Source organism: Luteolibacter yonseiensis, from assembly GCF_016595465.1.
In the GTDB taxonomy this organism is placed as follows: domain Bacteria; phylum Verrucomicrobiota; class Verrucomicrobiia; order Verrucomicrobiales; family Akkermansiaceae; genus Luteolibacter; species Luteolibacter yonseiensis.
In genome coordinates, this window is the sequence record NZ_JAENIK010000013.1 from 93,898 (window position 1) to 118,359 (window position 24,462).

The 24,462-nt window shown below is 59.3% G+C and carries 24 protein-coding genes and 1 tRNA gene; 15 read left to right on the forward strand and 10 right to left on the reverse strand.

Annotated features, from left to right (window positions below):
* The first annotated feature begins 13 nt into the window (after positions 1–13).
* Complete coding sequence (locus tag JIN84_RS20775; RefSeq protein WP_200353025.1) at positions 14–340, forward strand: hypothetical protein; 327 nt, start codon at positions 14–16, stop codon at positions 338–340.
* Between the two features lie 171 nt (positions 341–511).
* Here the strand turns inward: JIN84_RS20775 and JIN84_RS20780 are convergent.
* Positions 512–598 (reverse strand) — tRNA-Leu (locus JIN84_RS20780).
* Between the two features lie 157 nt (positions 599–755).
* Between JIN84_RS20780 and JIN84_RS20785 the strand changes: the two genes are divergently transcribed.
* The 3 genes from JIN84_RS20785 (at position 756) to JIN84_RS20795 (ending at position 6,625) form a co-directional block, all read left to right on the forward strand.
* On the forward strand, positions 756–3,698 hold the full coding sequence (locus JIN84_RS20785; protein WP_200353026.1) for a M16 family metallopeptidase: 2,943 nt from the start codon (positions 756–758) through the stop codon (positions 3,696–3,698).
* Between the two features lie 97 nt (positions 3,699–3,795).
* Positions 3,796–4,251: a GNAT family N-acetyltransferase gene (locus tag JIN84_RS20790; RefSeq protein WP_200353027.1), complete on the forward strand. Its 456-nt coding sequence runs from the start codon at positions 3,796–3,798 to the stop codon at positions 4,249–4,251.
* 88 nt (positions 4,252–4,339) lie between these two features.
* Complete coding sequence (locus tag JIN84_RS20795) at positions 4,340–6,625, forward strand: HAD family hydrolase (protein ID WP_200353028.1); 2,286 nt, start codon at positions 4,340–4,342, stop codon at positions 6,623–6,625.
* A gap of 36 nt (positions 6,626–6,661) precedes the next feature.
* Here the strand turns inward: JIN84_RS20795 and JIN84_RS20800 are convergent, their stop codons facing one another.
* The 5 genes from JIN84_RS20800 to JIN84_RS20820 form a co-directional block, all read right to left on the reverse strand.
* The gene (locus JIN84_RS20800) at positions 6,662–7,111 is read right to left on the reverse strand and encodes a hypothetical protein (RefSeq protein ID WP_200353029.1); all 450 of its coding nucleotides are present in this window, start codon (positions 7,109–7,111) and stop codon (positions 6,662–6,664) included.
* A 52-nt stretch (positions 7,112–7,163) separates the two neighbouring features.
* Positions 7,164–7,382, reverse strand: coding sequence for a hypothetical protein (locus JIN84_RS20805; protein ID WP_200353030.1), 219 nt, complete (start codon positions 7,380–7,382; stop codon positions 7,164–7,166).
* Between the two features lie 129 nt (positions 7,383–7,511).
* A complete protein-coding gene (locus tag JIN84_RS20810) occupies positions 7,512–8,117 on the reverse strand; it encodes a nucleotidyl transferase AbiEii/AbiGii toxin family protein (protein WP_200353031.1) in 606 nt (201 codons plus the stop codon).
* Positions 8,090–8,359 (reverse strand): DUF6922 domain-containing protein, encoded by a 270-nt coding sequence (locus JIN84_RS20815; RefSeq protein WP_200353032.1) that lies wholly within the window; start codon positions 8,357–8,359, stop codon positions 8,090–8,092. The genes JIN84_RS20810 and JIN84_RS20815 overlap by 28 nt, the downstream gene beginning before the upstream one ends.
* A gap of 94 nt (positions 8,360–8,453) precedes the next feature.
* Entirely contained in the window at positions 8,454–8,723 is a 270-nt protein-coding gene (locus JIN84_RS20820; RefSeq protein WP_200353033.1) for a DUF6922 domain-containing protein, read from the reverse strand.
* 273 nt (positions 8,724–8,996) lie between these two features.
* Between JIN84_RS20820 and JIN84_RS20825 the strand changes: the two genes are divergently transcribed.
* A complete protein-coding gene (locus tag JIN84_RS20825; RefSeq protein WP_200353034.1) occupies positions 8,997–9,563 on the forward strand; it encodes a hypothetical protein in 567 nt (188 codons plus the stop codon).
* Between the two features lie 400 nt (positions 9,564–9,963).
* Here JIN84_RS20825 and JIN84_RS20830 read toward each other — a convergent pair whose 3' ends face one another.
* Positions 9,964–11,247: an argininosuccinate synthase gene (locus JIN84_RS20830; protein ID WP_200353035.1), complete on the reverse strand. Its 1,284-nt coding sequence runs from the start codon at positions 11,245–11,247 to the stop codon at positions 9,964–9,966.
* A gap of 152 nt (positions 11,248–11,399) precedes the next feature.
* On the opposite strand from JIN84_RS20830, the gene JIN84_RS20835 reads away from it, so the two are divergent.
* Complete coding sequence (locus JIN84_RS20835) at positions 11,400–13,349, forward strand: serine/threonine protein kinase (RefSeq protein ID WP_200353036.1); 1,950 nt, start codon at positions 11,400–11,402, stop codon at positions 13,347–13,349.
* Positions 13,350–13,378: 29 nt separating this feature from the next.
* On the opposite strand, the gene JIN84_RS20840 is transcribed toward JIN84_RS20835, so the two are convergent.
* Positions 13,379–14,527 carry a cysteine desulfurase family protein gene (locus JIN84_RS20840; RefSeq protein ID WP_200353037.1) on the reverse strand — a complete coding sequence of 383 codons (1,149 nt, stop codon included), beginning with the start codon at positions 14,525–14,527 and terminating at the stop codon, positions 13,379–13,381.
* A gap of 12 nt (positions 14,528–14,539) precedes the next feature.
* Positions 14,540–15,472, reverse strand: a complete 933-nt coding sequence (locus JIN84_RS20845; RefSeq protein ID WP_200353038.1) for a hypothetical protein — start codon at positions 15,470–15,472, stop codon at positions 14,540–14,542.
* 118 nt (positions 15,473–15,590) lie between these two features.
* Between JIN84_RS20845 and JIN84_RS20850 the strand changes: the two genes are divergently transcribed.
* The 4 genes from JIN84_RS20850 to JIN84_RS20865 all read left to right on the forward strand — a co-directional run bounded on the left by JIN84_RS20850 (position 15,591) and on the right by JIN84_RS20865 (position 18,193).
* Complete coding sequence (locus tag JIN84_RS20850) at positions 15,591–16,196, forward strand: 3'-5' exonuclease (protein WP_200353039.1); 606 nt, start codon at positions 15,591–15,593, stop codon at positions 16,194–16,196.
* Positions 16,193–17,005, forward strand: a complete 813-nt coding sequence (locus tag JIN84_RS20855) for a hypothetical protein (protein ID WP_200353040.1) — start codon at positions 16,193–16,195, stop codon at positions 17,003–17,005. Before JIN84_RS20850 ends, JIN84_RS20855 begins: the two co-directional genes overlap by 4 nt.
* A gap of 12 nt (positions 17,006–17,017) precedes the next feature.
* Positions 17,018–17,467: a transcriptional regulator MntR gene (mntR, locus tag JIN84_RS20860; protein ID WP_234043639.1), complete on the forward strand. Its 450-nt coding sequence runs from the start codon at positions 17,018–17,020 to the stop codon at positions 17,465–17,467.
* Positions 17,468–17,644: 177 nt separating this feature from the next.
* Positions 17,645–18,193, forward strand: a complete 549-nt coding sequence (locus tag JIN84_RS20865; RefSeq protein ID WP_200353041.1) for a hypothetical protein — start codon at positions 17,645–17,647, stop codon at positions 18,191–18,193.
* Positions 18,194–18,381: 188 nt separating this feature from the next.
* Here the strand turns inward: JIN84_RS20865 and dnaB are convergent, their stop codons facing one another.
* Positions 18,382–19,824, reverse strand: a complete 1,443-nt coding sequence (dnaB, locus tag JIN84_RS20870) for a replicative DNA helicase (RefSeq protein WP_200353042.1) — start codon at positions 19,822–19,824, stop codon at positions 18,382–18,384.
* Positions 19,825–19,945: 121 nt separating this feature from the next.
* On the opposite strand from dnaB, the gene JIN84_RS20875 reads away from it, so the two are divergent.
* The 5 genes from JIN84_RS20875 to uppS all read left to right on the forward strand — a co-directional run bounded on the left by JIN84_RS20875 (position 19,946) and on the right by uppS (position 24,215).
* On the forward strand, positions 19,946–20,359 hold the full coding sequence (locus tag JIN84_RS20875) for a hypothetical protein (protein WP_200353043.1): 414 nt from the start codon (positions 19,946–19,948) through the stop codon (positions 20,357–20,359).
* A 35-nt stretch (positions 20,360–20,394) separates the two neighbouring features.
* Positions 20,395–20,847, forward strand: coding sequence for a D-aminoacyl-tRNA deacylase (gene dtd, locus JIN84_RS20880; RefSeq protein WP_200353044.1), 453 nt, complete (start codon positions 20,395–20,397; stop codon positions 20,845–20,847).
* A 52-nt stretch (positions 20,848–20,899) separates the two neighbouring features.
* Positions 20,900–22,042 carry a glutamine-hydrolyzing carbamoyl-phosphate synthase small subunit gene (gene carA, locus JIN84_RS20885; protein ID WP_200353428.1) on the forward strand — a complete coding sequence of 381 codons (1,143 nt, stop codon included), beginning with the start codon at positions 20,900–20,902 and terminating at the stop codon, positions 22,040–22,042.
* A 73-nt stretch (positions 22,043–22,115) separates the two neighbouring features.
* Positions 22,116–23,384: an adenylosuccinate synthase gene (locus tag JIN84_RS20890; protein WP_200353045.1), complete on the forward strand. Its 1,269-nt coding sequence runs from the start codon at positions 22,116–22,118 to the stop codon at positions 23,382–23,384.
* 120 nt (positions 23,385–23,504) lie between these two features.
* The gene (uppS, locus tag JIN84_RS20895) at positions 23,505–24,215 is read left to right on the forward strand and encodes an undecaprenyl pyrophosphate synthase (protein ID WP_200353046.1); all 711 of its coding nucleotides are present in this window, start codon (positions 23,505–23,507) and stop codon (positions 24,213–24,215) included.
* The last annotated feature ends 247 nt before the right edge of the window (positions 24,216–24,462 follow it).

The following is a 24,462-nucleotide window of genomic DNA, read 5'->3' on the forward strand; positions in this document are numbered from 1 at the left end:
CCCGGCGTGCAATATGCCCGACACATGCAGTCGTATTTTGAGATTAAATATTAAGCCGTCTCCTCATTACTTGAAGTCGGATGCGGCTATGTTCGCAGGCGTCGCAACTCCGTCCGATTTTGAAACCATGCTCTTCTTTAAAGACTACAACCTGATCACTCCGCGCCTTTTCAAGATCGTCACGGCCATCATTCCGGTGTTGTTCTTGTGCAACTGCATGCTTCCCGTGGTGGATTCCCTAGCAGACTTCGAACTCCTACTGCTCGCTTCTGCTCTGAAGGTTTCAGTCGTTGATCTTTTCCCCTTCAAAGATCGCCTGGCTTTTTCCGCTAAGAGGTAAATCCAGTACTCCAGCGACGAAGAGGTTATCGCGAAGCAACCTCAAATCCGGAAAGAGGAAGCGGACGCTACAAACTCATCTTCCCTTCCTAACCACCGAACTATCGGATCATAACCATCTCGGCATAAAAAAGGGAGTCGTTTCCGACTCCCTAATCCGTTGAAAGTAAAATGGTGCGCACGAGAGGACTCGAACCTCCACAGGGTTGCCCCTACTAGAACCTGAATCTAGCGCGTCTACCAATTCCGCCACGCGCGCACATTGTCCCAACCTTGCGGTCGGGGCGGAGAAAACAGCATGTCGTCCGACGGATTGCAACCCCTTTTCGGAAAGTTTCGCAGATTGTCATACGCGGGCCGGAACCAGGCGGTTTTCGGCGTTGCCAAACCCTCCCGCACTCAACCACCCTGAGCACATGCAGAAGGCCACGCCGCTCGTTCTCGTCCTTTTACTCGCCGCCACCGCGACCTACCTCTCGGTCCGCCCGAAGAAGGCGGTTCTCACCGACCCGCCGCCGGTGGCGCAAGCCGAAGCTTCCGCCCCCGCACCGGATTTGAGCAAGCCCCAACCCACGGCGAAGACGGATACCGCCGTTGCGAAGGTCGCTCCGAAACCCTGGCCCCAGGCGTCCTCGGACATCGCCCCGGATGCCGCCGCCACGTTCGGCACGCTGGAGAACGGCATGCGCTACATCATTTATCCGAATGCCGAACCGCCCAAGCGCGTCTCGCTGCGGCTCCACATTTCGGCGGGATCGCTCATGGAGGCGAACGACCAGCGGGGCATCGCCCACTTCCTCGAGCATATGGTCTTCAATGGTTCGAAAAACTACACCGCAGCCGAGCTGATCCCGAAGATGCAGCGCCTCGGCATCCAGTTCGGCGCCCACGCGAACGCCTACACCTCCTTCGACGAGACGGTTTACATGCTTGATCTGCCGGACCTCTCGGCGGACACGCTGAACCTGGGCTTCACCGTGATGCGGGATTTCGGTGACGGTGCTCTTCTCACCGCCGATGAAATCGACAAGGAGCGCGGCGTCATCCTGTCTGAAAAAGTCAGCCGCGATTCCGTGAGCTTCCGCCTCATGGAACAGCAGTTCGCAGCGATCCTGCCGGACTCGCTTGTCACGAACCGCTTCCCCATCGGGACGGAAGAGGTCATCAAGGCGGCCCCGCGTGACCGATTCCTCGACCTCTATACGCGCTTCTACACTCCCGAGCGCATGACTTTCATCGTTGTCGGCGACATTGATCCCAAGGAGATCCAAACCCGGGTCGAGGCCACGTTTTCCTCGATGACTAATCCCTCCGCCGCCGGGAAAAACCCGGAACTCGGCGCGATCAAGCAACCCGAGGGCATCAAGGCGTCCGTCTTCGCCGACAAGGAGGTCTCCTCGACCGATGTCTCGCTCACGCTCGTCCGCCCGTACACCCCCAAGCCGGACACGGCCGCGGTGCGGGCGGAGCGCATGACGCTGGGCATCGCCCATTCCATTCTCAGCCGTCGTTTCGAGAGGCTTTCCAAAATCGAAGGCTCCGCCATCGCAACCGGTTCAGCCTCCGAAAACGTGCTCTTCAATTATGCCGAGATCGGTTCCATCGACATCACCGCCGCGGACGACCGCTGGCAGGAAGTGGTTCCGCTTCTGGAGCAGGAATTCCGCCGCGCCCTCGAATACGGATTCACCGCCGCCGAACTCGCCGAGGCGAAGTCGAACCTCCTCAATGCCTATGAACAACAGGTGAAACAAAAGGCCACCCGCAAGTCGGAAGGCATCGCCACCGTGCTCGCCCGTTCCATCAATGACGATTCCGTTTTCTCGGATCCTGTGACGGATCTGGAAATCGCCAGGAAAGCCCTCGACTCCATCGATCTCGCCGCCTGCCACGACTCGTTCAAGAAATTCTGGGATGCGACCGGCCACCACCTCATTCTCACCACCAAGGAAAAGCCGGAGAACTCGGACAAAGAGCTCGTCTCGCTGTTTGAGGAATCCCGTGGCAAACCGGTGGAGGCTCCGGCAGCCCGTGAGCTGACTCCCTTCGGATACACGAATTTCGGCAAGCCCGGCACGATCACCTCCCGCAAGGAAGTGAAGGATCTGGGCATCACCCAGCTTGTGCTTTCCAACCAGATCCGGGTGAACCTGAAGCCTACGGATTTTGAAAAAGGCAGGATCCGCCTGCTCGCCCGCATCGGCTCCGGCAAGCTCACCCAGCCCAAGGACACCCCGATGTTGGACGCTTTCGCCACCGCCGTCTTCGAGGGCGGCGGCCTCGGCAAACACTCGAACGATGATCTCCAACAAATCCTCGCCGGCAGGAACGTCGACACCGCCCTCTCCATCGGAGAAGACGCTTTCACTCTCGGAGGTTCCACCACCCCGGCGGACTTCACCACCCAGGTCCAGCTCATGTGCGCCTCCCTGACCGATCCGGGCTACCGCGACGAAGGGCTCTGGCAGTTCCAGAAGGCCATCCCCATGATCTACCAACAGCTCAAACACACTCCCGCCGGTCCTCAGCAGGAGATGGATGCCTGGCTTCATGGTGGCGACTCCCGGTTTTCGGTGGCCACCGAAAAGCAGCTCGCGGCCTACACCATCGCGGACGCGAAAAAGTGGCTCGCTCCGGAACTCGCCAAGGGTTACCTCGAACTCTCCATCGTGGGAGATTTCGAAATCGAAAAAATCACGCCGGACCTGCTTGCCTCCTTCGGCGCGCTTCCTCCCCGCGCTGCGACACCCGCCGCTCTCGCGGACATGCGCAAGATCCGGTTTCCGAACGCACCGGGAGTCAAAACCTTCACCTACGACTCCAAGATTCCCCAAGGAGTCGCCTCCACCTTGTGGAAAACCGACGGCTTGCGTGGGAATCAACCGGAATTCCGCCGGCTGAACATCCTCGGAGAAATCTATGGCGATCGTCTGCGGGAGGAAATCCGTGAAAAGCTCGGAGCCTCCTACAGTCCGAACGCTGGCGCGGATGGATCGGACGCCTTCGAGGGCTTCGGCTATGTCATCGGTCAAAGCGTCGGCAAGCCCGAAGACCTCGACCTCCTTCTCAAGACCATGCGCGAGCTCGCCGATACCTTCGCCACCCAGGGTGCCACCGACGACGAGCTCGACCGCGCGCTCAAACCCACTCTCGGGCAGTTGGATAAATCCCTGCGCGACAACAGTTACTGGCTCGGCACCGTCATGAGCCAGTCCCAAGCGGATCCCAAACGCCTCGAACTCGCCCGCGGACGGGAGGCTGACTACCGCTCCATCACGCTGAAGGAAATCAACGCGCTCGCGAAAAAATACCTCCGTGCGGAAAACGCCCTGCTCATCTCCATCAAGCCTGCGGAATAAAAACACATCCGCGCCCTGACCAATGACGGGGCCACCGGGAAACAGCTCTCCTTCCTCCATCGATCTCCGATAATTCCGCCGACCGTAGATCCCTTCCATGGCAGAAATCCACATCCGTCCGCTCACTCCCGGCGACGTGCCCGCCGCCTCGCTCCTGCTCGCGACTCTCAATCCGGACACCCCGGAGCACGTCATCCGGCAGCGGCTTGGCACGATTTTGACGGATCACCCCCACTATCATCTCCTCGGCGCGTTTTCGGATGAAAGCCTCGCGGGCGTCGCAGGAGCATGGGTCGCCACCAAAATCTGGTGCGGGCGCTATCTGGAAATCGACAACCTCGTTGTCTCGGAAAAACACCGGTCATCCGGCATCGGCAGCCAGCTCATCGCCCGGTTGGAAGCTCTTGCCCTTGAGCTGGATTGCAACGTTCTCACCCTCGACAGTTATGTTTCCAACCCCGCATCGCACCGCCTCTATCATCGGTTGGGATTTGAGATCTGGGGATTCCATTTCATCAAGCCGATCGGTGACTGGAAGGGGCGGGAAAGTTGATGGTTTTGAATTGTGAGCGGGAGAAACCAGATCCCCTATGAACCGGTATTCTCTCGCGAGCAATTATTGAAAGCCAGCGCACCAGACAATGCTCGCAGCCATCGTCCACTACCACCTTGATCCCGGCGGCGTCACCACCGTCATCCGTGGCGCGTCGGACGCTCTTTCGGCAGCAAACATTCCACATGTGATTCTCACAGGTGGACGGAGCGATCACCCGAGGCATGTCCGGGTATCCGGTCTTGAATACCTGTCGGAACCCGGTTGCCAAACGGCTTCCCACCTCACCGCAGACCTGCTCCGGGCTGCGACGCAGGCTCTCGGAGCCCCGCCGGATGTCTGGCATTTCCACAACCACTCGCTTGGAAAAAACGCGCTCCTTCCGGCGGTCATTGCACAGCTCGCCGCCGGAGGGGAAAGGATCATCCTGCAGATTCACGATCTCGCCGAACAAGGGCGGCCTGACAACTATCCGGTGATCGCCGACCGGTCGGACCTCTATCCGGTTTCCCCGTGCATCCGCTACGCATTCCTGAACCACCGCGACCTTGCGGTGTTCACCTCCGCCGGGCTGCCGCCTGAAAACGCGTCCCTGTTGCCGAACCCCGTGGCTGCCGGCGGAAAAAACCCGGACAGCGACAACAGCGGGCAGGCGCTTCTTTTCTCACCGGTCCGTGGCATCCGCCGGAAAAACCTGGGCGAGTTGGTCCTGCTCGCCGCGCTCGCTCCCGCAGGGACCCGTGTGGCGGTCAGTCGCGCCCCGGCCAATCCCATCGCCTTGCCCATACACGACACATGGCGGAAATTCGCGGAAAAGCACCGTTTGCCGATCGGTTTCGATGTTGTGGACCGTTTCACACCCGTAGCGGGAGCTGGCAGTGATTTCGCCTCATGGATCGCCCACGCGAGCCACTTCGTCACGACCTCCGTCAGCGAAGGCTTCGGGCTGCCCTTCTTGGAAGCCATTGCTCACGGCAAACCGCTGCTGGGACGTGATCTGCCTTATTTGTCGGAAGAACTGGCCGCCCACGGGATCCGCCATTCTTCTGTCTACCATCGCATCCTCATCCCGGAGGAATGGATCGATCGCCCGGTATTGGAAGCGCATCTGACAACAACACTGGAGAGGAATCTCCGGCTTTACCGCCGCCGCATGCCATCGGGTCATGTCTCCGCCACGATGAAGGAACTCGAACAGGAAGGCTGGCTGGATTTCGGCAACCTTCCGGAGTGTTTGCAGCAGGCGCTCATTGAGAAAGTGGTGAAAAGCAAAAGCGCTCCTGAATGTTCCGCCACCTGTGGCGGAGATGCTACCACCCTGCCGCCCCATCTCCAGGTTTTGGCAGCGGTCCATCGCCATCCGGACCACACCGCCGGGTCGCCGGATGAAAACACCGGGCGCGGACTGCCGCTGCGGCTTGTCCCCCTCACCAGGTGGCTCGCGGAAGTCATCGCGATCCGCACCCCATGCGCTTCACCGGATTCACTCGCACCGTGGTCGATTGAGAACTACCAAACCCGGCTGACCAAGCTTTATCAGAATCTCGTTGCGGAACCTCCCTCCCCTGTCCGCCACCTGTCCGCGGAAAAAATCCTCACCGCACACCTTACCCCCGGCTCGTTCCATTTCCTGCTCTCGGCGCTGGAACCAAGATCCCGCCCGCCCCGTTACCGGGCCGTGGTTTTCGACATCTACGGGACTCTGCTCATCGCCCCGGCCGGAGGAGTAAAGCCGGATCTCCTTTTCGATCCCGTGCTGCGTGAGGTGCTTCGCCAACATGGTCACGAGCCGCCCGTATCGCCCAGCAGCGAACTTCACGCGGCGGTCCTCCGTCATCATGCCGCCGCGGGCGTTGATCATCCTGAGATCGACCTCCGGGTCCTTTGGCGTGAAATCCTGCACCTTCCCGCCGGATCCGATACCACCTCTCTCGTGCGGGCCCTTGAGAACGCATGGCATCCCGCAAGCCCGATGCCCGGTGCGGAACCGTTCATCCGCAACCTGTCGGCCCGCGGACTTTCGCTGGGGCTGCTGTCCAACGCCCAATCAAACACCCTTGCCGACCTCGGCTCAATGTCCCTTCTCTTCTCGCCGGAACTCACGATTCTTTCCTACCAACACCACATCGCGAAGCCCTCTCCGGAAATTTTCCAAATCCTGGCCGGCCGGCTCGCCGGCCGCGGCATCTCCCCAGAAGAAACGCTCTACATCGGAAACGATCCCCGGCACGACATCATCCCGGCAGCAGCGGCGGGTTTCAAGACGGCGCTGTTTGCCGGACACCCGGAGTCCTTGCGGGACGGCGCATGCTCGCCGGACATCACGTTCGACGATTGGAAGGAACTGGAGTCCCGATATTTCAGCAGGACTTGAAACGGGGCCGTATTGGGGCCGGGCCCCACCGGTTTCTCAAATTTTCATCTGATTGAGCATCTTCGTCGCTTCGTCAAATTGGTGCATGAATCCGATGATCGCGATATAGGACAGCCAGCAGAAGCCGGCCACCGCCAGCGTCCCGGCGATTTTCCAACCCACATGCCACTTAGGATGAAGCCATAACGATGGCAGGGCGAGCGGCGGCAGCGACAGGAACATCAGCACGATGAAAGTGGTTCCGAAATACCAAGGCAGCCTTTCCCCTGGACGATCCGGCAACGCGGGCGGTTGCCTCGGGCCGTCCAGAAATTCATGACAATACCTGCACTTGATCGCCTCGTCCTGGATTTCTTCCGCGCAATAAGGACACTTTTTCATGAGGTGGCTGGGACAAGTCTCGTTGGTTTTTCCGGCGGAGAGAAGAGAATAACCGACAACTCTGCAGCTATCAACGCCTGCCAACCCCACAACTGTTTCCAGCAAATGAAAAAAGCGCTCCGTGGACGAACCTACACATCCACGAAGCTCCACCTCATCAATTGGATTGCATGAGGGGGAGAAGCAGCGAGAAAACTCCCGTCTCGCCGCCGCTCGTATCTTCCACCAGGAAAATCTCACCGTTCAACCGGATGACCATGGACCGCAATCCATACGGAGTTTCGTCCGGACGCGAGAGCGGGAAAAAATCCGCCTTGTGGCGCAAGCAGTTCCGCGTCGCTTCATCACCTTCGTAGAAAGCGGTCGCAAGGGTCATGATTTGGGCTTTTTTTTCGTAATATGCGGTTTTCACGGCGATGGAACCCTAGCAAAATTCCTTCGATTCCGCACTCGTGCAAATGCCTGAACTTTTTGTAGGGAAAAAGCTGACAACTCCCCATGCATTTCAAAGCCCGCCAACAGCCTTTCGGGCGGTATTCTTCACACCTGCCCAATCGCGGCCGTTCAAGGCAACGGGTGCCGGCTCAAGCTCGGCATCTTCGAACCAAGCCAGACTCCGGATGACCGTGAAAGGATCGGATGACCGGTATTTCCGGGAGAAAAAGTCCAACATCTGCGGAAGCGTGTGGTGCTCCAACAATTCGGCGAGATCATAAAAATCCTTTTTTGATCCACGGTTGGCGAGTGCATTGAGTTTCATTGCCGCGATGTCAGGCAGGGAAATCAGGCGGACGCCGTCGATCACCTCCACAGGCTGGATCACAGGGTATGCATGCCGGAGCAGGTCGAGTTTCACTCCTCCCGCATCCAGGGTGAGAGTGTTCCGCGCCCGCCCGGTGACAGTGGCATGATCAAGTTCCAGATCTTCAAACAGCACTTCCGGGTCGAATTCACGGGTGGTGAAGAAATCCAAATCCACGGACCAGCGATGCCCGAAACGCAGGGCCAGCGAAGTGCCTCCTCCAAGCGCGAAGTCCTGCAACGCATCCAATGAGATGAGATGCTTCAACAAGTCAGCCAAAGCTACGGGAACGGCGTCGAAGTGGAGCATCGGAATGAGGAAGAAGGAAGATCGAACCAAGCGCAACAAAACGCGAAAGCCCGGGGCTGGAGACTGCGTAAGCCGGTGGCCAGTTCCGCGAGGCGGGGCTTGCCGTAATGCGAGACGAGCAGTTGCCAATCCGCCCAGCGACCATACTCCAACACCCGCTTCACCAGCCAGGCGGCGTGTTGTTCCGGGTCGATGGAAGAGCGGTCCACATCCCAGAAAAGATGGTCTGACAGCGAGGTCATGAAAGTAGGATAGTGGTCTGCACGCCGGAGGCAAAGCACGAAAGAAGCCCCGTGGAGAGAGATTCCTTCAACACTTGTCGCGATCCAGCCAACGCTACGGAAACGGCGTCGAAGTGGAGCATCGGAATGAAGATGGCGGGAGATCGAACCAGGCGCGGCAGAATTCGAAGGCCCGCGGTTGGAGAGTGCGGAGACTTGTGACCACCGCGGCCAGGCGGGGCCTGCCGTAATGGGAGACGAGCCATTGCCAATCCGCCCAACACCCGTGCTCCAGCACCCGCTTCACCAGCCAGGCGGCATGTTGCTCGGGATCGATGGCGGAGCGGTCCACATCCCGGAAGAGATGGTTTGATAGTGAGTTCATGATGAATTCCGGTTTAAAAAATGAGATGTTCTTTCGTCGGCTTTTCCTTGGAGCAAAGATGCCTTTCGATGAAGAAAACCAGATGAAGGCTGTGTGAAAAATTGGTGCGGATTCCGTAGTTCGTTGTCATCCATATCCGGAAGATCCAGGATGGACGACATGCCACAGGATGACGGAACCACCTCAGACTCACGGAGAAGATATGGTTTGAGAAAGTGGCATGATCCGCCGGCACAAATACCGTCGAACCCCGGAATCGTCCTGAGACTTTTCTTGTTTTTCGGAGGATGCTCGTTCGCCCTCGGAGGCGTCGGCTATTTCACACTCAGAATGATCATGCCACACGGCTGGGTGTTCGGCGCGCTGTATCGCATGTTTCTTTATCATTGGGCACATCCGCTCCAATACATCGGCCTCGTATCCCTAATTTACGCGGCCGTCGCCACATCGGTGGTTTTCCTGTGCGGAAATCTCACGGGCAGGTGGCCGCACCTGATGATTCCCTTCATCATGCTCACAAGCATCCTGGCCGCCTCACCGGCCGGCGGCGTCCTATGGGTGATCCACGACATGCAGGCGGGCTACTTTCCGGAGGGAAGCAGATTTTGGAATGATATCGCGTGGGGTGCGATCACGGGAGCAAGCACCGGATGGGTGGTCGTCCTCCTGTCGGTTCCATATAATATCTTCGGATTGGTCGCGGGATACTATGTGACGTTACTGGGCTACAGAATGACGCTTCAGAAAAACACAATCCGACAACCTGTGGAAACCTCCCGCACGTTGGCCCAGCTGAACGTCAGACTTGCCAGAAAAACCAGCAGCGGTGCCCCCCTATGAAGCCTCATGAAATACCCGTTTTCATCACAGCCGCTTCGATGAGCCTGTGCGCCGTCCGCGCGGTGGTGGCGGATCGCTTCAAGAACCCAATCACGGACATCGGAGTGATCGCAGGAGGAATTTTGCCATGGATCGCTGTGGGAATGTGGTGGGGCTCCGGGTATGCTCTCATTCTGGTCGTTTGCGGCAGCGGACCATTGTTTTTCGGAGCTCTCTTGCGTTACTGGCTGGGACCTAGGTTCGACAATTGGGAAAGGTCGACCATCGCAATGGCCACGGCTGTTTGGCGGTCGTGGGCTTTTTGGCGTCGATCAACCATTGGTTCATCAGATACTGAAAAAGCCGCATCCGGATGAACCGGATGCGGCTTTGAGATGAAAAACAGACGGTAATTCCCGGATCAGAGACCCTGGCGCGCGGTGGCCTTGAGGCGCAGCGCGTTCAGGGCGATGAAGCCGGTGGCGTCGTCCTGGTTGTAGGCCTCCTCCTGCCCGCCTTCCATGGTGGCGACGGCTTCGGAATACATGCTGTAAGGGCTGCGGCGGCCTGCCTGCATGACGTTGCCCTTGTAGAGTTTGAGGCGGACTTCGCCGGTCACGGTCTTCTGCGTCTCGGTGACGAGCGCCTGGATCGCCACGCGCTCCGGTGCGAACCAGAAGCCGTTGTAGACGAGTTGCGCGTATTTCGGGATGAGGCTGTCGCGGATGTGCATGGACTCGCGGTCCACCACGAGGGTTTCCAGATCGCGATGGGCCGCGAGGAGAATGGTGCCGCCGGGGGTTTCGTAGATGCCGCGCGACTTCATGCCGACGAAGCGGTTTTCCACGATGTCCACCCGGCCGATGCCGTTGCGTCCGCCGAGCAGGTTCAGCACGCGCATCACGCCATATGGCGAGAGGAGTGCGTAGCCGTCCTGGGTGCCGGTGGATTTCACATCGCCGAGTTCGGTGAGGATGGCGTCGAGGTTCTCGTGTCTGAGGCCGATGGCGTTGCCCTTCTCGAACAGGATTTCGATGTATTCCGCCTTGTCCGGCGCGTCCTCCGGGGAAACGGAGAGCACATACATGTCGGTATCCGCAGGGGTGGTGGCGTCATACCATGGGTCTTCCATGGCACCGGCCTCGAAGGAGATGTGCAGGAGGTTGCGGTCCATCGAGTAGGGCTTCTTCATGGAAGCCTTGATCGGGATGTTGTTCGCCTCGGCGTAGGCGATCATCTCGGCACGGCCGGGGAATTCCTTACGGAACTCGGCGTCGCGCCATGGGGCGATGCACTTGACGTTCGGCGCGAGAGCGGCGGCGGAGAGTTCGAACCGCACCTGGTCGTTGCCCTTGCCGGTGGCTCCGTGGGCGATGGCGTCCGCACCTTCCGCAAGGGCGATCTTGATCATGTCGTGCGTGATGCAGGGACGGGCGATGGAGGTGCCGAGCAGGTAGCGGCCTTCATAAATCGCGCCCGCCTGGATCATCGGGAAAATGTAGTTCGCGGCGAAATCTTCCTTGAGATCACCGATGTAGCACTTGGACGCACCGGTGCTGAGAGCCTTGGCTTCCAGGCCGTCGAGCTCGTCCCCCTGGCCGACGTCGGCACAGTAGGCGATGATCTCGGCATTGTACTTGGCCTTGAGCCAGAGAAGAAGGACGGAGGTATCAAGACCACCGGAATAGGCGACGACGATTTTCATGAGGGCGGGAGGCAATCATGAAGCGGCGCGGCGGGCAAGCGGCGAATCGAGAGGAGAATTCCGGGATTTCCCGCGATTGCGGACCGCTCCGGTCATCGCAAGCGCCGCCCGCGCCCCAAAAAGATCATTTGCTAACAGAATTCCCTACGGCGATGGGTAATAGGCAAAACAACCGCGCCGGGGCGTTTTCGTGGTTGCGGCATGGTTTGAAATTTTTCAATATCTGGCAATTCGACATCATGGAAGAACGTTACGAAATCCGCGGGAAAATCGGGCAAGGCGGTCTGGGTGCGGTTTACAAGGGATACGACACGCGGATGAACCGCGAAGTCGCGATCAAGCGGATTTCTGTCACGAGTGATGACCCGGCCTTGCAGGAGGAATCCACCCGCCAGCTCATCAAGGAAGCGGGCGCGCTGGCGTCATTACAACATCCACACATCGTGACGATCTACGATGTCGGCTCCGATGCCGACGGACCCTATGTGGTGATGGAACTCATCAATGGCAAGACGCTGGACGAGCTCATCGAACGCGCGCCGCTGACATGGCCGGACTTCCGCGAGCTGGCGATCCAGACGATGGAGGCGTTGATCGCCGCACAGGAGCTGGACCTGATCCACAGCGACATCAAGCCGTCCAACCTGATGCTGACGTGGCTGCCGTCGGGAAAATTCCAGATGAAAATCGTGGATTTCGGGCTGGCAACCCTCACCCAATCGCAGACGAAGGAAGAATTGGAAGAGCTGGAGGCGGTGTTCGGCTCCATCTTTTTCATGGCTCCGGAACAGTTCGAGCGGGTGCCTATCGATGCCCGGGTGGACATCTACGCGATGGGTTGCGTATACTACCAGGCACTGACGGGGACCTATCCGTTCCGGGGGGAAACGGGGAATGAAGTGATGGTTGCCCATCTCCACCACACCGTCATCCCCCTGCAGGACATCCGCCAGGGCATCCCGAAATGGGCTTGTGACTGGATCATGTGGATGATCAACCGCATGCCCGACGACCGCCCCGCATCCGCCCGGGAAGCCCTTCAGGTTTTCCTGCAGAACGACAAGAATCCCTCACCCACCGTAAGCCTCGGCCGGGCGGTTCCGGTTGTCCCGGCAGGCCCGCGCCCCCGCATGAGCGGATCGGCCGCACCCACCGCCAAAGCCATCACACCCGGCCGGCCCATCCTTGATCCGAGGATGCAGCCGCCAGGCTATGTCTCCCCCGCTCCCGAGCCGGAGCCCATTCCCGAACCACCGCCGACGACCACCGCGCCACAGCCGCTGCTGCCCCCGGAAGGCTCCAAGCCAAGCATCCATACCGGCCCGCATGAGATTCCCGAGGTGGTGTCCACTCCCACGGTTCCATTGAATCCCACCGGACGCATCATGCCGACGGTCACCCGCACGGTCATCATTCCCCAGAAGAAATCAAACAAGGGAGCGAAGATCGCAGGCACGCTGTTGTTGCTCGTGATCTTCGGCGTACTGGCCATGCTTTTGAAGCAACGGCTCGCGGAAAACAAGCTGGAGCAACGCTACCCGAACCTCATCGTCGAGGCAGGAAAAAGCGAGGTCAAGGAGCTGCCCGTATCTGGCGCGGAATACAGCCGCTTCCTCAAGGATGCGGCGGATGCGGGTACGGATGACAAGCGCCAGGCCTATTTCCAGGCCCTGCTGAAAGCCAAGGCCAACGACGGCACCGACATTGATGCGGCGACCTCGGATTTCATCATCAAAACCACACAGATTCTTCCGGAGGTCCGCGAGCTGATGATCCGCTCGGTGCTGTCGAAACGCGTCACTCCGGCGTCCGTGCCCGGCCTCACCGAATTCGCCCGCAGCACGAAGGACACCAAATCCGCGATCGCGATCTTCGAGGTCACCCGCAGCGTAACGGATGACAAGCAGTTCGAGGCCTACCTCAGCATCGCCCGCTATCACAACGATGCGAATTTCCGCAAGGCGGCGGAGGAATCCGCCATCAGCGTGATCAAGAAAAGCAACAACCGGTCCGCGCTTCTAAGTCAGGCCGCGGAGGCGGAAAGGGAGGAAACGGATTCCAAGATCAAGGAGTCGATGAAGCGGATCCAGGCTGGCGGCTGAGGTGGCGGCGGTCCGCTGCGAACGTCGCATCAAGGCGAATAAACCACCACGGGTCCCACACCGCTGCCCTGCACGCGGCGGAGTTTTTCCACGGCTTTTTTCAGCGCGGTGGCTGCGGCCAGGGCCTCCTCCATCGTGTTGAGCCGGGAAAAACTGATACGGAGACTGCTTTTGGCGATCTCCTCCGGAATACCCATCGCGAGCTGCACGTGCGAGGGTTTCTGCTTGCCCGTCATGCATGCCGATCCGGCGGAACAAGCCACCCCCGCTTCATCCAGCAGGATCAGCAGACCGGCGGCATCGCACCGGTCGAAGGAAAGGTGCGACGTGTTCGGCAGGCGGTGCAGGGTGTCCCCGTTCACCCGGATTCCGGAAATCTCTTCAAGCGCCTTTGCTTCGAAAGCATCTCGGATCGCACCTGTGGATTCGCTGGAATGCTTCATCATCCATTCCGCAGCGGCTCCCATCCCGACGATGCCGGCCGTATTCTCCGTGCCGCTGCGCCTGCCGGCTTCCTGGCCACCACCCTCCAGCAGCGGCTTGAAACGCAGGCCGTCGCGCACGAAAAGCGCGCCCACACCTTTCGGTCCGTGAAATTTATGGGCGGACATCGAGAGCATGTCCACGCCGAGCGCGCGAACGTCGAGCGGAATTTTTCCCGCCGCCTGGATCGCGTCCGTGTGAACCGGCAACCCGCGCTCGTGTGCGAGAGCGACGATTTCGGACAGGGGTTGGATGACGCCGGTTTCATTGTTCGCTGCCATCACGGAGACAAATGCCGCCCCATCAAGCGAGCTGACGAAATTGTCGATTTCCAGCCTCCCTTCCAGAGTCACGGCGACCTTGGCGGCGGATCTTTCCAAGCCCTCCACATAACGCAGCACCGCGCTGTGTTCGATGGAGGAGACGACCGCCTTCCCCTGCCCCGTCAGGCGATCGAGCGAATGGAGGGCGGTGTTCACGCTCTCCGTACCGCCTCCGGTGAAAATGATCTCGCCAGGTTCCGCGCCGATCAGCGCTGCGACTTGTCCGCGTGCGTGGTCGATGGCTTTTCGGGCCGCTTTTGCACCCGCGTAAGCTCCCGAGGGATTGGAAAAACCATCCCGCAGCCAAGGCAGCATGGCATCCAACACTTCAGGGAGAAGCGGCGTGGTGGCATTCGCATCCAGGTAGATCACGGGAGGAATTTGTCAGAATCTACCCGCCGCGCGCAATTCTAACAACAGGTGGTTCCCCCAGCGCAGGGCCATGTCACTCCAGGTCGCGGCGTGCCGCAGCCATTCCATCCCGAAGTCCCGGATGTTTTGCAACGGCGACTTTTCCGCGAGGCAGAACAATCCGACGAGCACGAGGATGTTCGCGAAGAAAATGATGACGAGCGAGAGGTAGGTCCCGTTCTCCTTCAGGTCCGGCTGGTCCCGGGGGATCATCCACAGGGTCCAGACCATGTGAAACGTCCATGTCACGCCCATGGTGGCATAGAGCAGCCGGTCCCACTCCGGCGAAAGTCCCGCGGAAAACCGCAGCACGACGTAGAACAACGCGGCGACGACCGACCAGAACGGCACGAAATACGGCGAGAGCGCGATGACGAGGTTGGTTTTGTTCGTCGTGATGTAGCCGCCCTCCGCGCTGACGTGGAATTCGGACACCTTCCCCCGGTAGAGTTTCACGAAAACCGCATGCGTGAGTTCGTGACCCAGCACATAGAGGTAGAGGAAAAAGGTCTGCAACAGCCCCGACCAGAACCAGCCGATCATGACCAGAGCTCCCGTTGCGAAATACCAGAACTCGGTGGATTTCCAGAAATCCTGATGCACCGTGGCTTGGGAGAAACGGGACAGGAAGGTCCAGGTGGTCACCCAGCACAACGGAAGCAGCAGCGTCGCCAGGCTCCAGCGCACCAACCGCTTCGGCCACTCGGATGGTTCCGCATTCTCCTCAAGATCAGCGGCATCCGCGACCCAGACATATCGCTTGCTGCGGCTGCCCCCCTTGCGGTTCGCTTGTTCATGTGCCCTGTTGTTCGCGGAACTGAGCGCTTCCGCGAACGAAACACGCGCGCGCCGTTGGTTTTCCAACGGGCGGCGGGCGGAGACCGGGGAGCGGGGCTTTTTCACCATGCGGGTTTCGCGCGGAGATTATTTCGCAGACCTTAACAAATCAAGAGAGATCGGAGCACGTCGGGAACGGTCGAGTGCTGGCTTGCCTCGGAGACCGTCGTCCGCTGTCTTGGGTCGCATGACACTTGTCCGCCACTGCCGGTTTTCCGCCATCGATTTCGAATCGGCGGGGGCGGCACGGGGAAAAACCGATAGTCCGGTGCAGGTAGGCCTTGCCTCCTGGGCGCTGCCGGACGGACACGCCGATCCGTTCGTCTCCTATCTGCAAACGGATTCCCCGATCCAGTGGTCCGCCCGCAAGGTCCACGGCATCGGCCCCGAACAACTCAAGGACGCCCCCGCCCTCCTCATGCTTTGGCCGGAGTTCAGGAAGCGCATGGCAGGCGCGGTCGTCGTCGCACATGGGAAAGGCACCGAAAAACGCTTCCTCCGCGCCTTTCCCGGCCATGGATTCGGCCCTTGGATCGACACCCTCCTGCTGGCGCGCGCGGCGTGGCCGCACCTGGCGGACCATTCGCTCGGCGCGCTCTGCGAGTCGCACGGCCTGACAAACGCCATCCACACGCTGGTTCCGGAGAAATCCTGGCACGACGCCCTGTTCGATGCGGTTGCATCCCTCGTTTTGCTCGCCTATGTGGTAGAGTCCCACGATCTCGCGGATCACCCCGTGGAATCGCTGCTGCAACCGGACACGTCACGCTGGCACCAATTCAAACGCTCATGACCACCCGTCATCCCACCACAGGCACCCCGGGCAAGATCATCCCGCTCCTCTGCACATTCTTCCTCGGCGGCCTCGCCCATGATTCCCAGGCCCAGACCCCGCCCCAACCCATCGCGCCCGCACCGGCGATCCCCCCTCCCGCCCCGGCGAAAACCGATCCCGACGCCGCACTGGTGATCTCACTGCTGGGACAAAACCTTTCCAACAGGACTTTTTCCTTCGCAACCGTCGCCGAGGCCTGTTCCGGAAAACGCGTGCTCCCGCTCACCGATGACGCGGCACACAAACGGGTCACCGCCGCCATCGAAAAAGCGCTGACAGCCACCTTTGAAGGATCGGGCCGCGAGGATTCCCCTGTCAGCAAGCTCCACAGTGCTGATGAAATTTCCAAATTTTTCGAGGACAACATCCATAAACACCTGAACGGGATTCCCGGTATCAAGTGTGATCCCCCGCCGGCCCGCGGCGCCGGACACCAGCGGCCTGATTATCCGAACCTCCGCATCGTTGACGAGGAATCGAAGATCGTCTTCTACCTCGATCCGAAACCCCTTCCTCAAGGCACGGCGGACGCTTCGTCCCTCACATTTCATTTCGAGCCGAAGAATGAGACCCTCAAGATCAACGAGGACGCCGTGCATCTGCTGGCCGGAATCGAGCATGAGGGCAAGGAAGGTGCATGGAAATTCACGGGATGGCGGATCGTGGATTTGTCAAAGGTCAAGGTCCGGCTCAAGGCCGAGTTCCAGGCCACCAATAACGACCTTTATCAGAAAACCGAGCTTTCCCTCCCCGGTTCGTCCCGTTAGCGTCGCCCTCCCATGACTTCACTACCCCGGCGCACCAGCGGCTCTGTCGCCATGGACGATTACCTTGAGCAGATCCTGCATCTCATCAAGGACAAGGGCTACGCCCGCGCCGTGGACATCTCCAAAAACCTCGGCATTTCACAGGCCAGCGTGACCAACATGCTCCAGCGGCTGGATGCGGAAGGACTGGTCAAACACGAGAAATACCGCGGCACCGTCCTGACAGACGAGGGCCAGCGCATCGCCCTCGCCATCATCGAGCGCCACGAGACGCTCACGCGGTTCCTGCGGCTCTTCGGCATCGACGAGGAAACCATCTACCACGATGTCGAAGGCATGGAACACCACGTCTCGCGCCCGACGCTGAATGTCATCCGCGCGGTGGCGGATGCGCTGGAGGCGGATCCGGAGTTGTTGGAGCGTGTGCGCAAGGAGGGCCGACTTTCAGCCGACCCGGGTTGACCGGACATCTGCTTTCCGCGAGGAAGCGTATCGAGGGGTGGTTGGAAATTTGAATTTCATTGCGCGAATGACAGCCCTACTCCCCGGAACAGCTTCAACTTTTGACACCCTCCGGTCAGGAGATAGAAAGCGACTACTTCCGTCTAAGAAAAACCAGCCCTGAGTGTCTTATTACCGATGAAACAGCAATTCATTGCAGCGCTTTTGCCATTCGGAGTCAGTCAGGTTGCATCGGCGTTCGATACCGGAAAAGCTTCCACCGACCGATTCAAAGTTACCTATGTGGAGCCTGCTGTCGTTCCGCCGATCACCGCGCTACCGGATTTTTACCTGGAAAGGAAGGCCGCCATCGAGGCCGACCGGACCGCGTTGAAAAATGGCACGAGCAAGGAAGACCTCCTCCTCACCCGCAAACTGCATTTCCAATACGCCTTGTATCCGATCCGCATCACGGACAAGAAAACAGGTTTCACCTACGAACTCCAAAGTGATCGGAGAACCATCATCGCGAAAAAACCGAATGGCGATCTCATTTGGAAGATCAACCCTTATAAAGATGCGAAACTCGGGCCATACCGTGTGAAACATCCGTTCATCCATTATTTCGGAAGGTCCGCCAACTATTCCAAATTGAAAGGCCCGGTGCTCGCCATCGCATTCACCTCCTCGCAATTTGGTGATATCGACCTCGAATCCGGCAAATTCCATTGGCAGGGTCAGGACTAAAAAAGACACTGGGAGCCTTCGCAACCTGCGAGGGCTCGAGACGACGTTGAAAAATGGTTGATTCGCTGTTTTTGCCAAACCACCGGCGCCGCGCTTCCAGATGCCCACCGATCAGATCGGTGAAGACTGAATCGACAGCGATAGGACATGAGGAGGAACGACCTTCAGCCGACCCGGGTTGACTTCTGTCAACCCTCCTCACGCGCCGGAGCGCCGGTCTCGAAGCGCATGAGTTCCGCTACGAATGTCAGCGGAATATGGCCGGTTTCACCGTTACGGTTTTTCGCCAGAACCAGTTCCGCCTTGCCCGCTTCCGCTTCTTTTTCCTCCGCATCTTCGGCGTAGTAGGCGGTCCGGTAGAGCAGGCCGACCATGTCGGCGTCCTGCTCGATGGAGCCGGATTCCCGGAGGTCGGACATCCGCGGCACGCCGAGGCTCTTGCCGGTCCGGCTTTCCGGACCCCGGTTGAGCTGGGCGAGAATCAGGATGGGGATGCCGAGTTCCTTCGCCAACCCCTTGATGCCTGCGGAAATTTCCGCGATTTCCCGCTCCCGCGAGCCCTCGGCCTGCTTGGTCCGGGACTTCATGAGCTGGAGGTAGTCGATCGCGATGAACTGGATGTCCTCGTCGCGCTTCTTGCGGCGCGCCTTCGCACGGAGTTCGTTGATCGTGATGCCGGGGGTGTCGTCGATGAAAAGCTTCGCCGCGGCGGTCTCGACCGCCGCACGCTGGATCCGCTGCAGGTCTCCTTTCGTGGGAGTGTAGCCACGGGAAAGCTGGCTCATCGCGAACTTCGCACGCGAGAAAATGACCCGCTGCACGATCTGGAACGCGCTCATTTCGCAGGAGAAAACCATGCTCGGCTTCCCCTCCGTGATGCACACGTGCTCCACGATGTTCATCATGAACGACGTCTTGCCCATCGACGGACGGGCCGCGACGACGAACATGTCGCCCGCCTTCATGCCGTTGCACATGCGGTCCAGCTCCTCGAAGCCGGACTTGATGCCCTGCGCGTCCTTTTCCCCGGCGAGCAAGGCCTGGAATTTTTCGATCACCTCGTTGACCGACTGCTTGATGGTTGGAGCCTTGTTCGTCTCCGATCCCTCGCGGATGGCCAGCACCTTCGCCTCCACCGAATCAAGCAGTGCCTCCACCTCATCCGGCGCGTCGTAGGCCTGGGCGATGGCTTCGTTCGAATTCTGGATGATCGCGCGCAGGACGAACTTGTCCTTCACGAACTTCAGGTGGTGGCGGAAATGCCCCGGGCTGGGTGCGTAGGTGTAGAGATCCGTCAACGAGGAAGGGCCGCCCACCCGGTCCAGAAGACCGCGGTCCAGCAACCGTTGCACCAGAGAGACCAGCTCGATCTCATGCCCGGCCTCGAACATTTCGATCAGGAACGTGAAAAGCGTGGAATGCGACGGCAGGTAGAAATGATCCGCCGTCAGCTTCTCCTCGATCGCCACGCCGATGTATTCCTGAGGGTCCTGAAGGATGGAGGACAACAACGACTTCTCAGGCCCCAGCGCGTGCGGCAGCGCGCGTGTCACATCATCCACCGTGGAAGCGCCTTGCTGGAGCTCTGCGGTCTTTCGGAATGCGGGTGCTGGTTTGGTGTCGGCTGCCATGTGCGGGGGGCGACGATGATTCAAATGGGATAAAAAAACGACTGAAAATTCCCTAACTTTTAATCCATGATTGCCACCTTCACCTCTTTTCTCATCCTGTTGTCCATCCAAGGACGACCGAATGAAAACCCTCCTCCACACCCCACTGGGCGAAAATCAGGACGAATCCGTGGCAAACCTGGTCCGGGACTTGTGCGGTATCCGGAACCGGCGCATCAGCGACTATGACGATTACACCCTCTTCAACTTCCTGGAAGTCGTTGTAAAGGAGGACTCAAAAAGCCTTTCTTCGGATCACTTGGCGGCCCCTATGATTCTGGACCAGAAACTGGGAAAGCTGCAGGACCTCGGGATTTATTCGGTCTGCAAGGAACTCAACAACGGGGACACCCTGGAGGCGGAAGCCGGGACAATCTTAGTCAAATTTCTAAAAAAACGGTTCACCGCTCCGGCCTCTTCAGGCAAGTCAGCCGAAGTCAGCGCGCACGATCTCGATGTGAGGATCATCCAACAGAGACGCAGGAACGCCTATTGATCGTAAAAAAATCGCCACACCACCGATTTCAATACATGCGAGCCATCCTCCAGCGCGTCCTCGAAGCTTCCGTAACGGTTGATAACCAGCTCATTTCCTCCATCGGTCCCGGCCTTCTGATCCTGCTCGGAGTGGAGGAGGGTGACACGGCCGAGGACGTGAGCTGGCTCAGCGGCAAGGTCGCCCGCATGCGGATTTTCTCCGATGAGGAAGGAAAAATGAACCAATCCGTGGCCGATACGGGGGGCGAAATCATCGTCGTGAGCCAGTTCACCCTGCACGCTTCCACAAAAAAGGGAAACCGGCCCTCTTTCCTGAAATCCGCCGCACCCTTGGTCTCCGAGCCGCTTTATGAAAAATTTTGCGAAGCCGTGTCCCGGGAAACCGGCAAGCCCGTGGGCCGGGGAATCTTCGGTGCTGACATGAAAGTCGCCCTGATCAATGACGGACCTGTCACCATTTTTATCGATACCCGCTCCCGGGAATGAGCATTCGCTTGCATCGTCGGAATCGCCTGCCTAGCCTGCCGCCGCCGTGCCGATTACCGCTATTCTAGCCCTTGAAGATGGACGTTGTTTCGAAGGAACTGCCTTCGGAGCCACGGGAACCACCACCGGAGAAATTTGTTTCAACACCTCGATGTCGGGTTACCAGGAGGTGATCACCGATCCGTCGTACCGTGGACAGATCGTCTCGATGACCTACCCACAGATCGGGAACTACGGGATCAACGCGGATGACGCGGAGTCCGCAGGACCCCACATCCGGGCCTTTGTCATCGAAGAACTCTGCGAAGTGCCGTCCAACTGGCGCTCCAGCCAGCCACTTTCCGAGTATCTCGCTGAGCACAAGATCCTTGGGATCGAGGGAATCGACACCCGCGCGTTGACCAAGCACCTCCGTTCACGCGGGGCGATGCGCGCCTGCGTGACGACCGAACTCGATTGCGAGGCCGCCATCGCCGCCGCAAAAGCCTCGCCTTCCATGGAAGGTATGGACTACGTGAAGGAAGTCTCCACCCCGGAATCCTACCTCTGGGAAGAGGAATCCCGCGAATGGATGCTGCCGAACGCGATGACCGGCGAAGTCGGGAACTATCGCGACCTCCCACCGGTGCGCCACCGCATCGTGGCATTCGATTTCGGCTTGAAATACAACATCCTCCGCCGCCTACGCCAGGCAGGTTTCGAAGTGGAGGTTGTCAGCTCAACCACCACCGCCAGCGAGGTTCTGGCGAAAAATCCGGATGGTGTTTTCCTCTCAAACGGACCGGGCGACCCGTCCGCCCTCGGCTACATCCACGAGGAGTTGAAACAGCTCATCGGAAAAAAACCGATTTTCGGCATCTGCCTTGGAAACCAATTGCTCGCCCACGCCTTTGGGGGAAACACCTTCAAACTCAAGTTCGGCCATCGCGGCGGAAACCAGCCGGTGAAAGATCTCCGTTCCGGAAAAATTTCCATCACCTCGCAGAACCACGGTTTCGCGGTCGATCCGGACTCCCTGCCGGACGATGTGGAAGTCACCCACGTGAACCTGAATGACGGCACAGTGGAAGGCATGCGTCACAAGACCCTCCCTGTTTTCAGCGTGCAATACCACCCCGAAGCCGCTCCAGGCCCGAACGACGCGAGTTATTTCTTCGAGGAATTCGCCGAGCTGATCGAAAGCACGAAGCAATAAACCCCGGATCCCGGACAAAGAGCGGAACACCCGTATCTGCCCCGGATTTCATATTTCAGATTCAAATTTTCAAATGAACACTATCATTGTTGGCCTCCAGTGGGGCGATGAGGGCAAAGGCAAGGTCGTCGATTATCTCACGGAGGACGCCGATGTCGTCGTGCGCGGCCAAGGCGGAAACAACGCCGGCCACACGGTCATCGCCAAGGGGACCAAATACGTGCTCCACCTCCTGCCTTCCGGCATTCTTTGGGACTCGAAGAAGAACATCATCGGAAACGGCGTGGTCATCGATCCCGTCGGACTCGTCCAGGAAATCCAACGCATCGAGAGCCAGGGAATCTCCATCACTCCGGAAAAACTGCTCATTTCAGACCGCGCCCACGTCGTGCTGCCATTCCACAAGGAACTCGACGCCGCCCGCGAAGCCGCTCTCGGCGACCAGAAGATCGGCACCACCAGGCGTGGCATCGGCCCGACCTATGCGGACAAGGTGAACCGCTGCGGCCTGCGCGTCGCGGATTTCCTTGATCGGGAGTTCACCGAGCAACAGATCACCCGCCGCGTCGCCGAAGCCAACGAGGTGCTCGCGCGTTACGATCTGACGATCTTCAAGGCGGAGGAGGTCATCGAGGAGGTTTACACGGCGTTCGAAAGACTCCGTCCGCACGTCACCAATACGATTCCCCTTCTCCACTCCTCGTGGAAAGCCGGAGAGTCCATCCTGTTTGAAGGAGCCCAAGGCACCCTGCTGGATATCGACTTCGGCACCTATCCCTTCGTCACCTCGTCCAATACCACGTCCGGCGGCTCCTGCACCGGCACCGGACTGCCACCCACGGCCATCCAATCCGTGATCGGCGTTTGCAAGGCCTACACCACCCGCGTCGGTTCCGGTCCTTTCCCGACCGGCGATGAAGGGCTTTCCGAATACCTCCACGGCCTCGGTCGCGAGTTCGGTGCCACCACCGGCCGCCCGCGCGGTTGCGGCTGGCTGGATACCGTCCTTTTGCGCTTCGCCTGTATGGTGAACGGTGTCACAGGCCTGGCGGTGACCAATGTCGATGGTCTTGACGAATACGACACGCTGCAGATCTGCACCAGCTACGACATCGACGGCACCATCCACGAACTCCCGCCTGCGGACCGCAAGGCGTGGGACAAGGCGGTTCCGGTCTATGAAACACTCCCCGGTTGGAAATCCGACACGACGGCGTGTGCCAGCTACGACGAACTTCCAGCCCAAGCGAAAGCCTACCTCACCCGCCTTGGCGAACTCTGCGGTGCTCCGATCTCCTTTGTCGGAGTCGGCCCGGACCGTGCCCAGACGCTGGTCGTCTGAGTTCATTCAATTTTCACCAGTCCCGCATACCCCCCTCATCCACCGGAATCATCCTCCGGCGAAATGAACGTGCCCCACCCCCTTGTGAAGTCCGGTTTCTTCAAAGCATCATCCACCGCCATGGCTACCCAGCCCGACATCCCCCGCCACGTCGCCATCATCATGGATGGCAACGGACGCTGGGCGAAGCAACGCGGGCTTCCGAGGCTTGAAGGACATCGCGCGGGGGCAGAATCCGTAAGGGAGGTGATGGAGGCCAGCATCGAGCTGGGTGTGGAGTACCTCACCTTATACGCGTTTTCCTCGGAAAACTGGAATCGTCCCGCGGCCGAGGTCACGGCCCTGATGGGTTTGCTCGACCGGTTTCTCAAGGAGAAGGCCAAGGATCTGGACCGTCAGAACGTGCGGCTGCTTGCCATCGGCCAGCTCGACAGACTGCCCGCAAAAACCCGTGCGTTGATCGAACAGATCCAGGAACGCACGACCAACCACACCGCCCTGACACTGGTTCTGGCGCTGTCCTATGGCAGCCGCGAGGAAATCGTATCGGCCGCTAAATCTTTGGCATCAGATGCGGTGGCAGGGATAATCGACCCCACGGATATCACCAACGAACTCTTCGCCTCGCGTCTTCATACGGCGGGAATGCCTGACCCCGACCTTTTGATCCGCACCTCCGGCGAAATGCGGGTATCCAACTTCCTGCTTTGGCAGATCAGCTATGCGGAGATGGTGATCGTTAAAAAATTCTGGCCGGAATTCCGCCAAGGCGACCTGTTTGAGGCCGTGCAGGAATACCAGCGGCGGCACCGGCGGTTCGGCGCGCTGTGAGATTCGGCGGGTGGATCCGGTTTGGCCTGAAACCTGAAGACGCCGCTTGAGATGCGACGGCGGCCCGCACTCTATCCGAGTCCTTCGAATCACAAGAAATCAAATGGCACAGGCGGCACCAAAGTGCCCTTGCCTCTTGATTTACCAGATCGGTCGCATGCGGATCACCTTTCACACCGTCGCCGGACAGAATGTCCACGGCAGATAGCGTCCAGAATCAACGCCCTCCTTTCTCCCACGACCACTG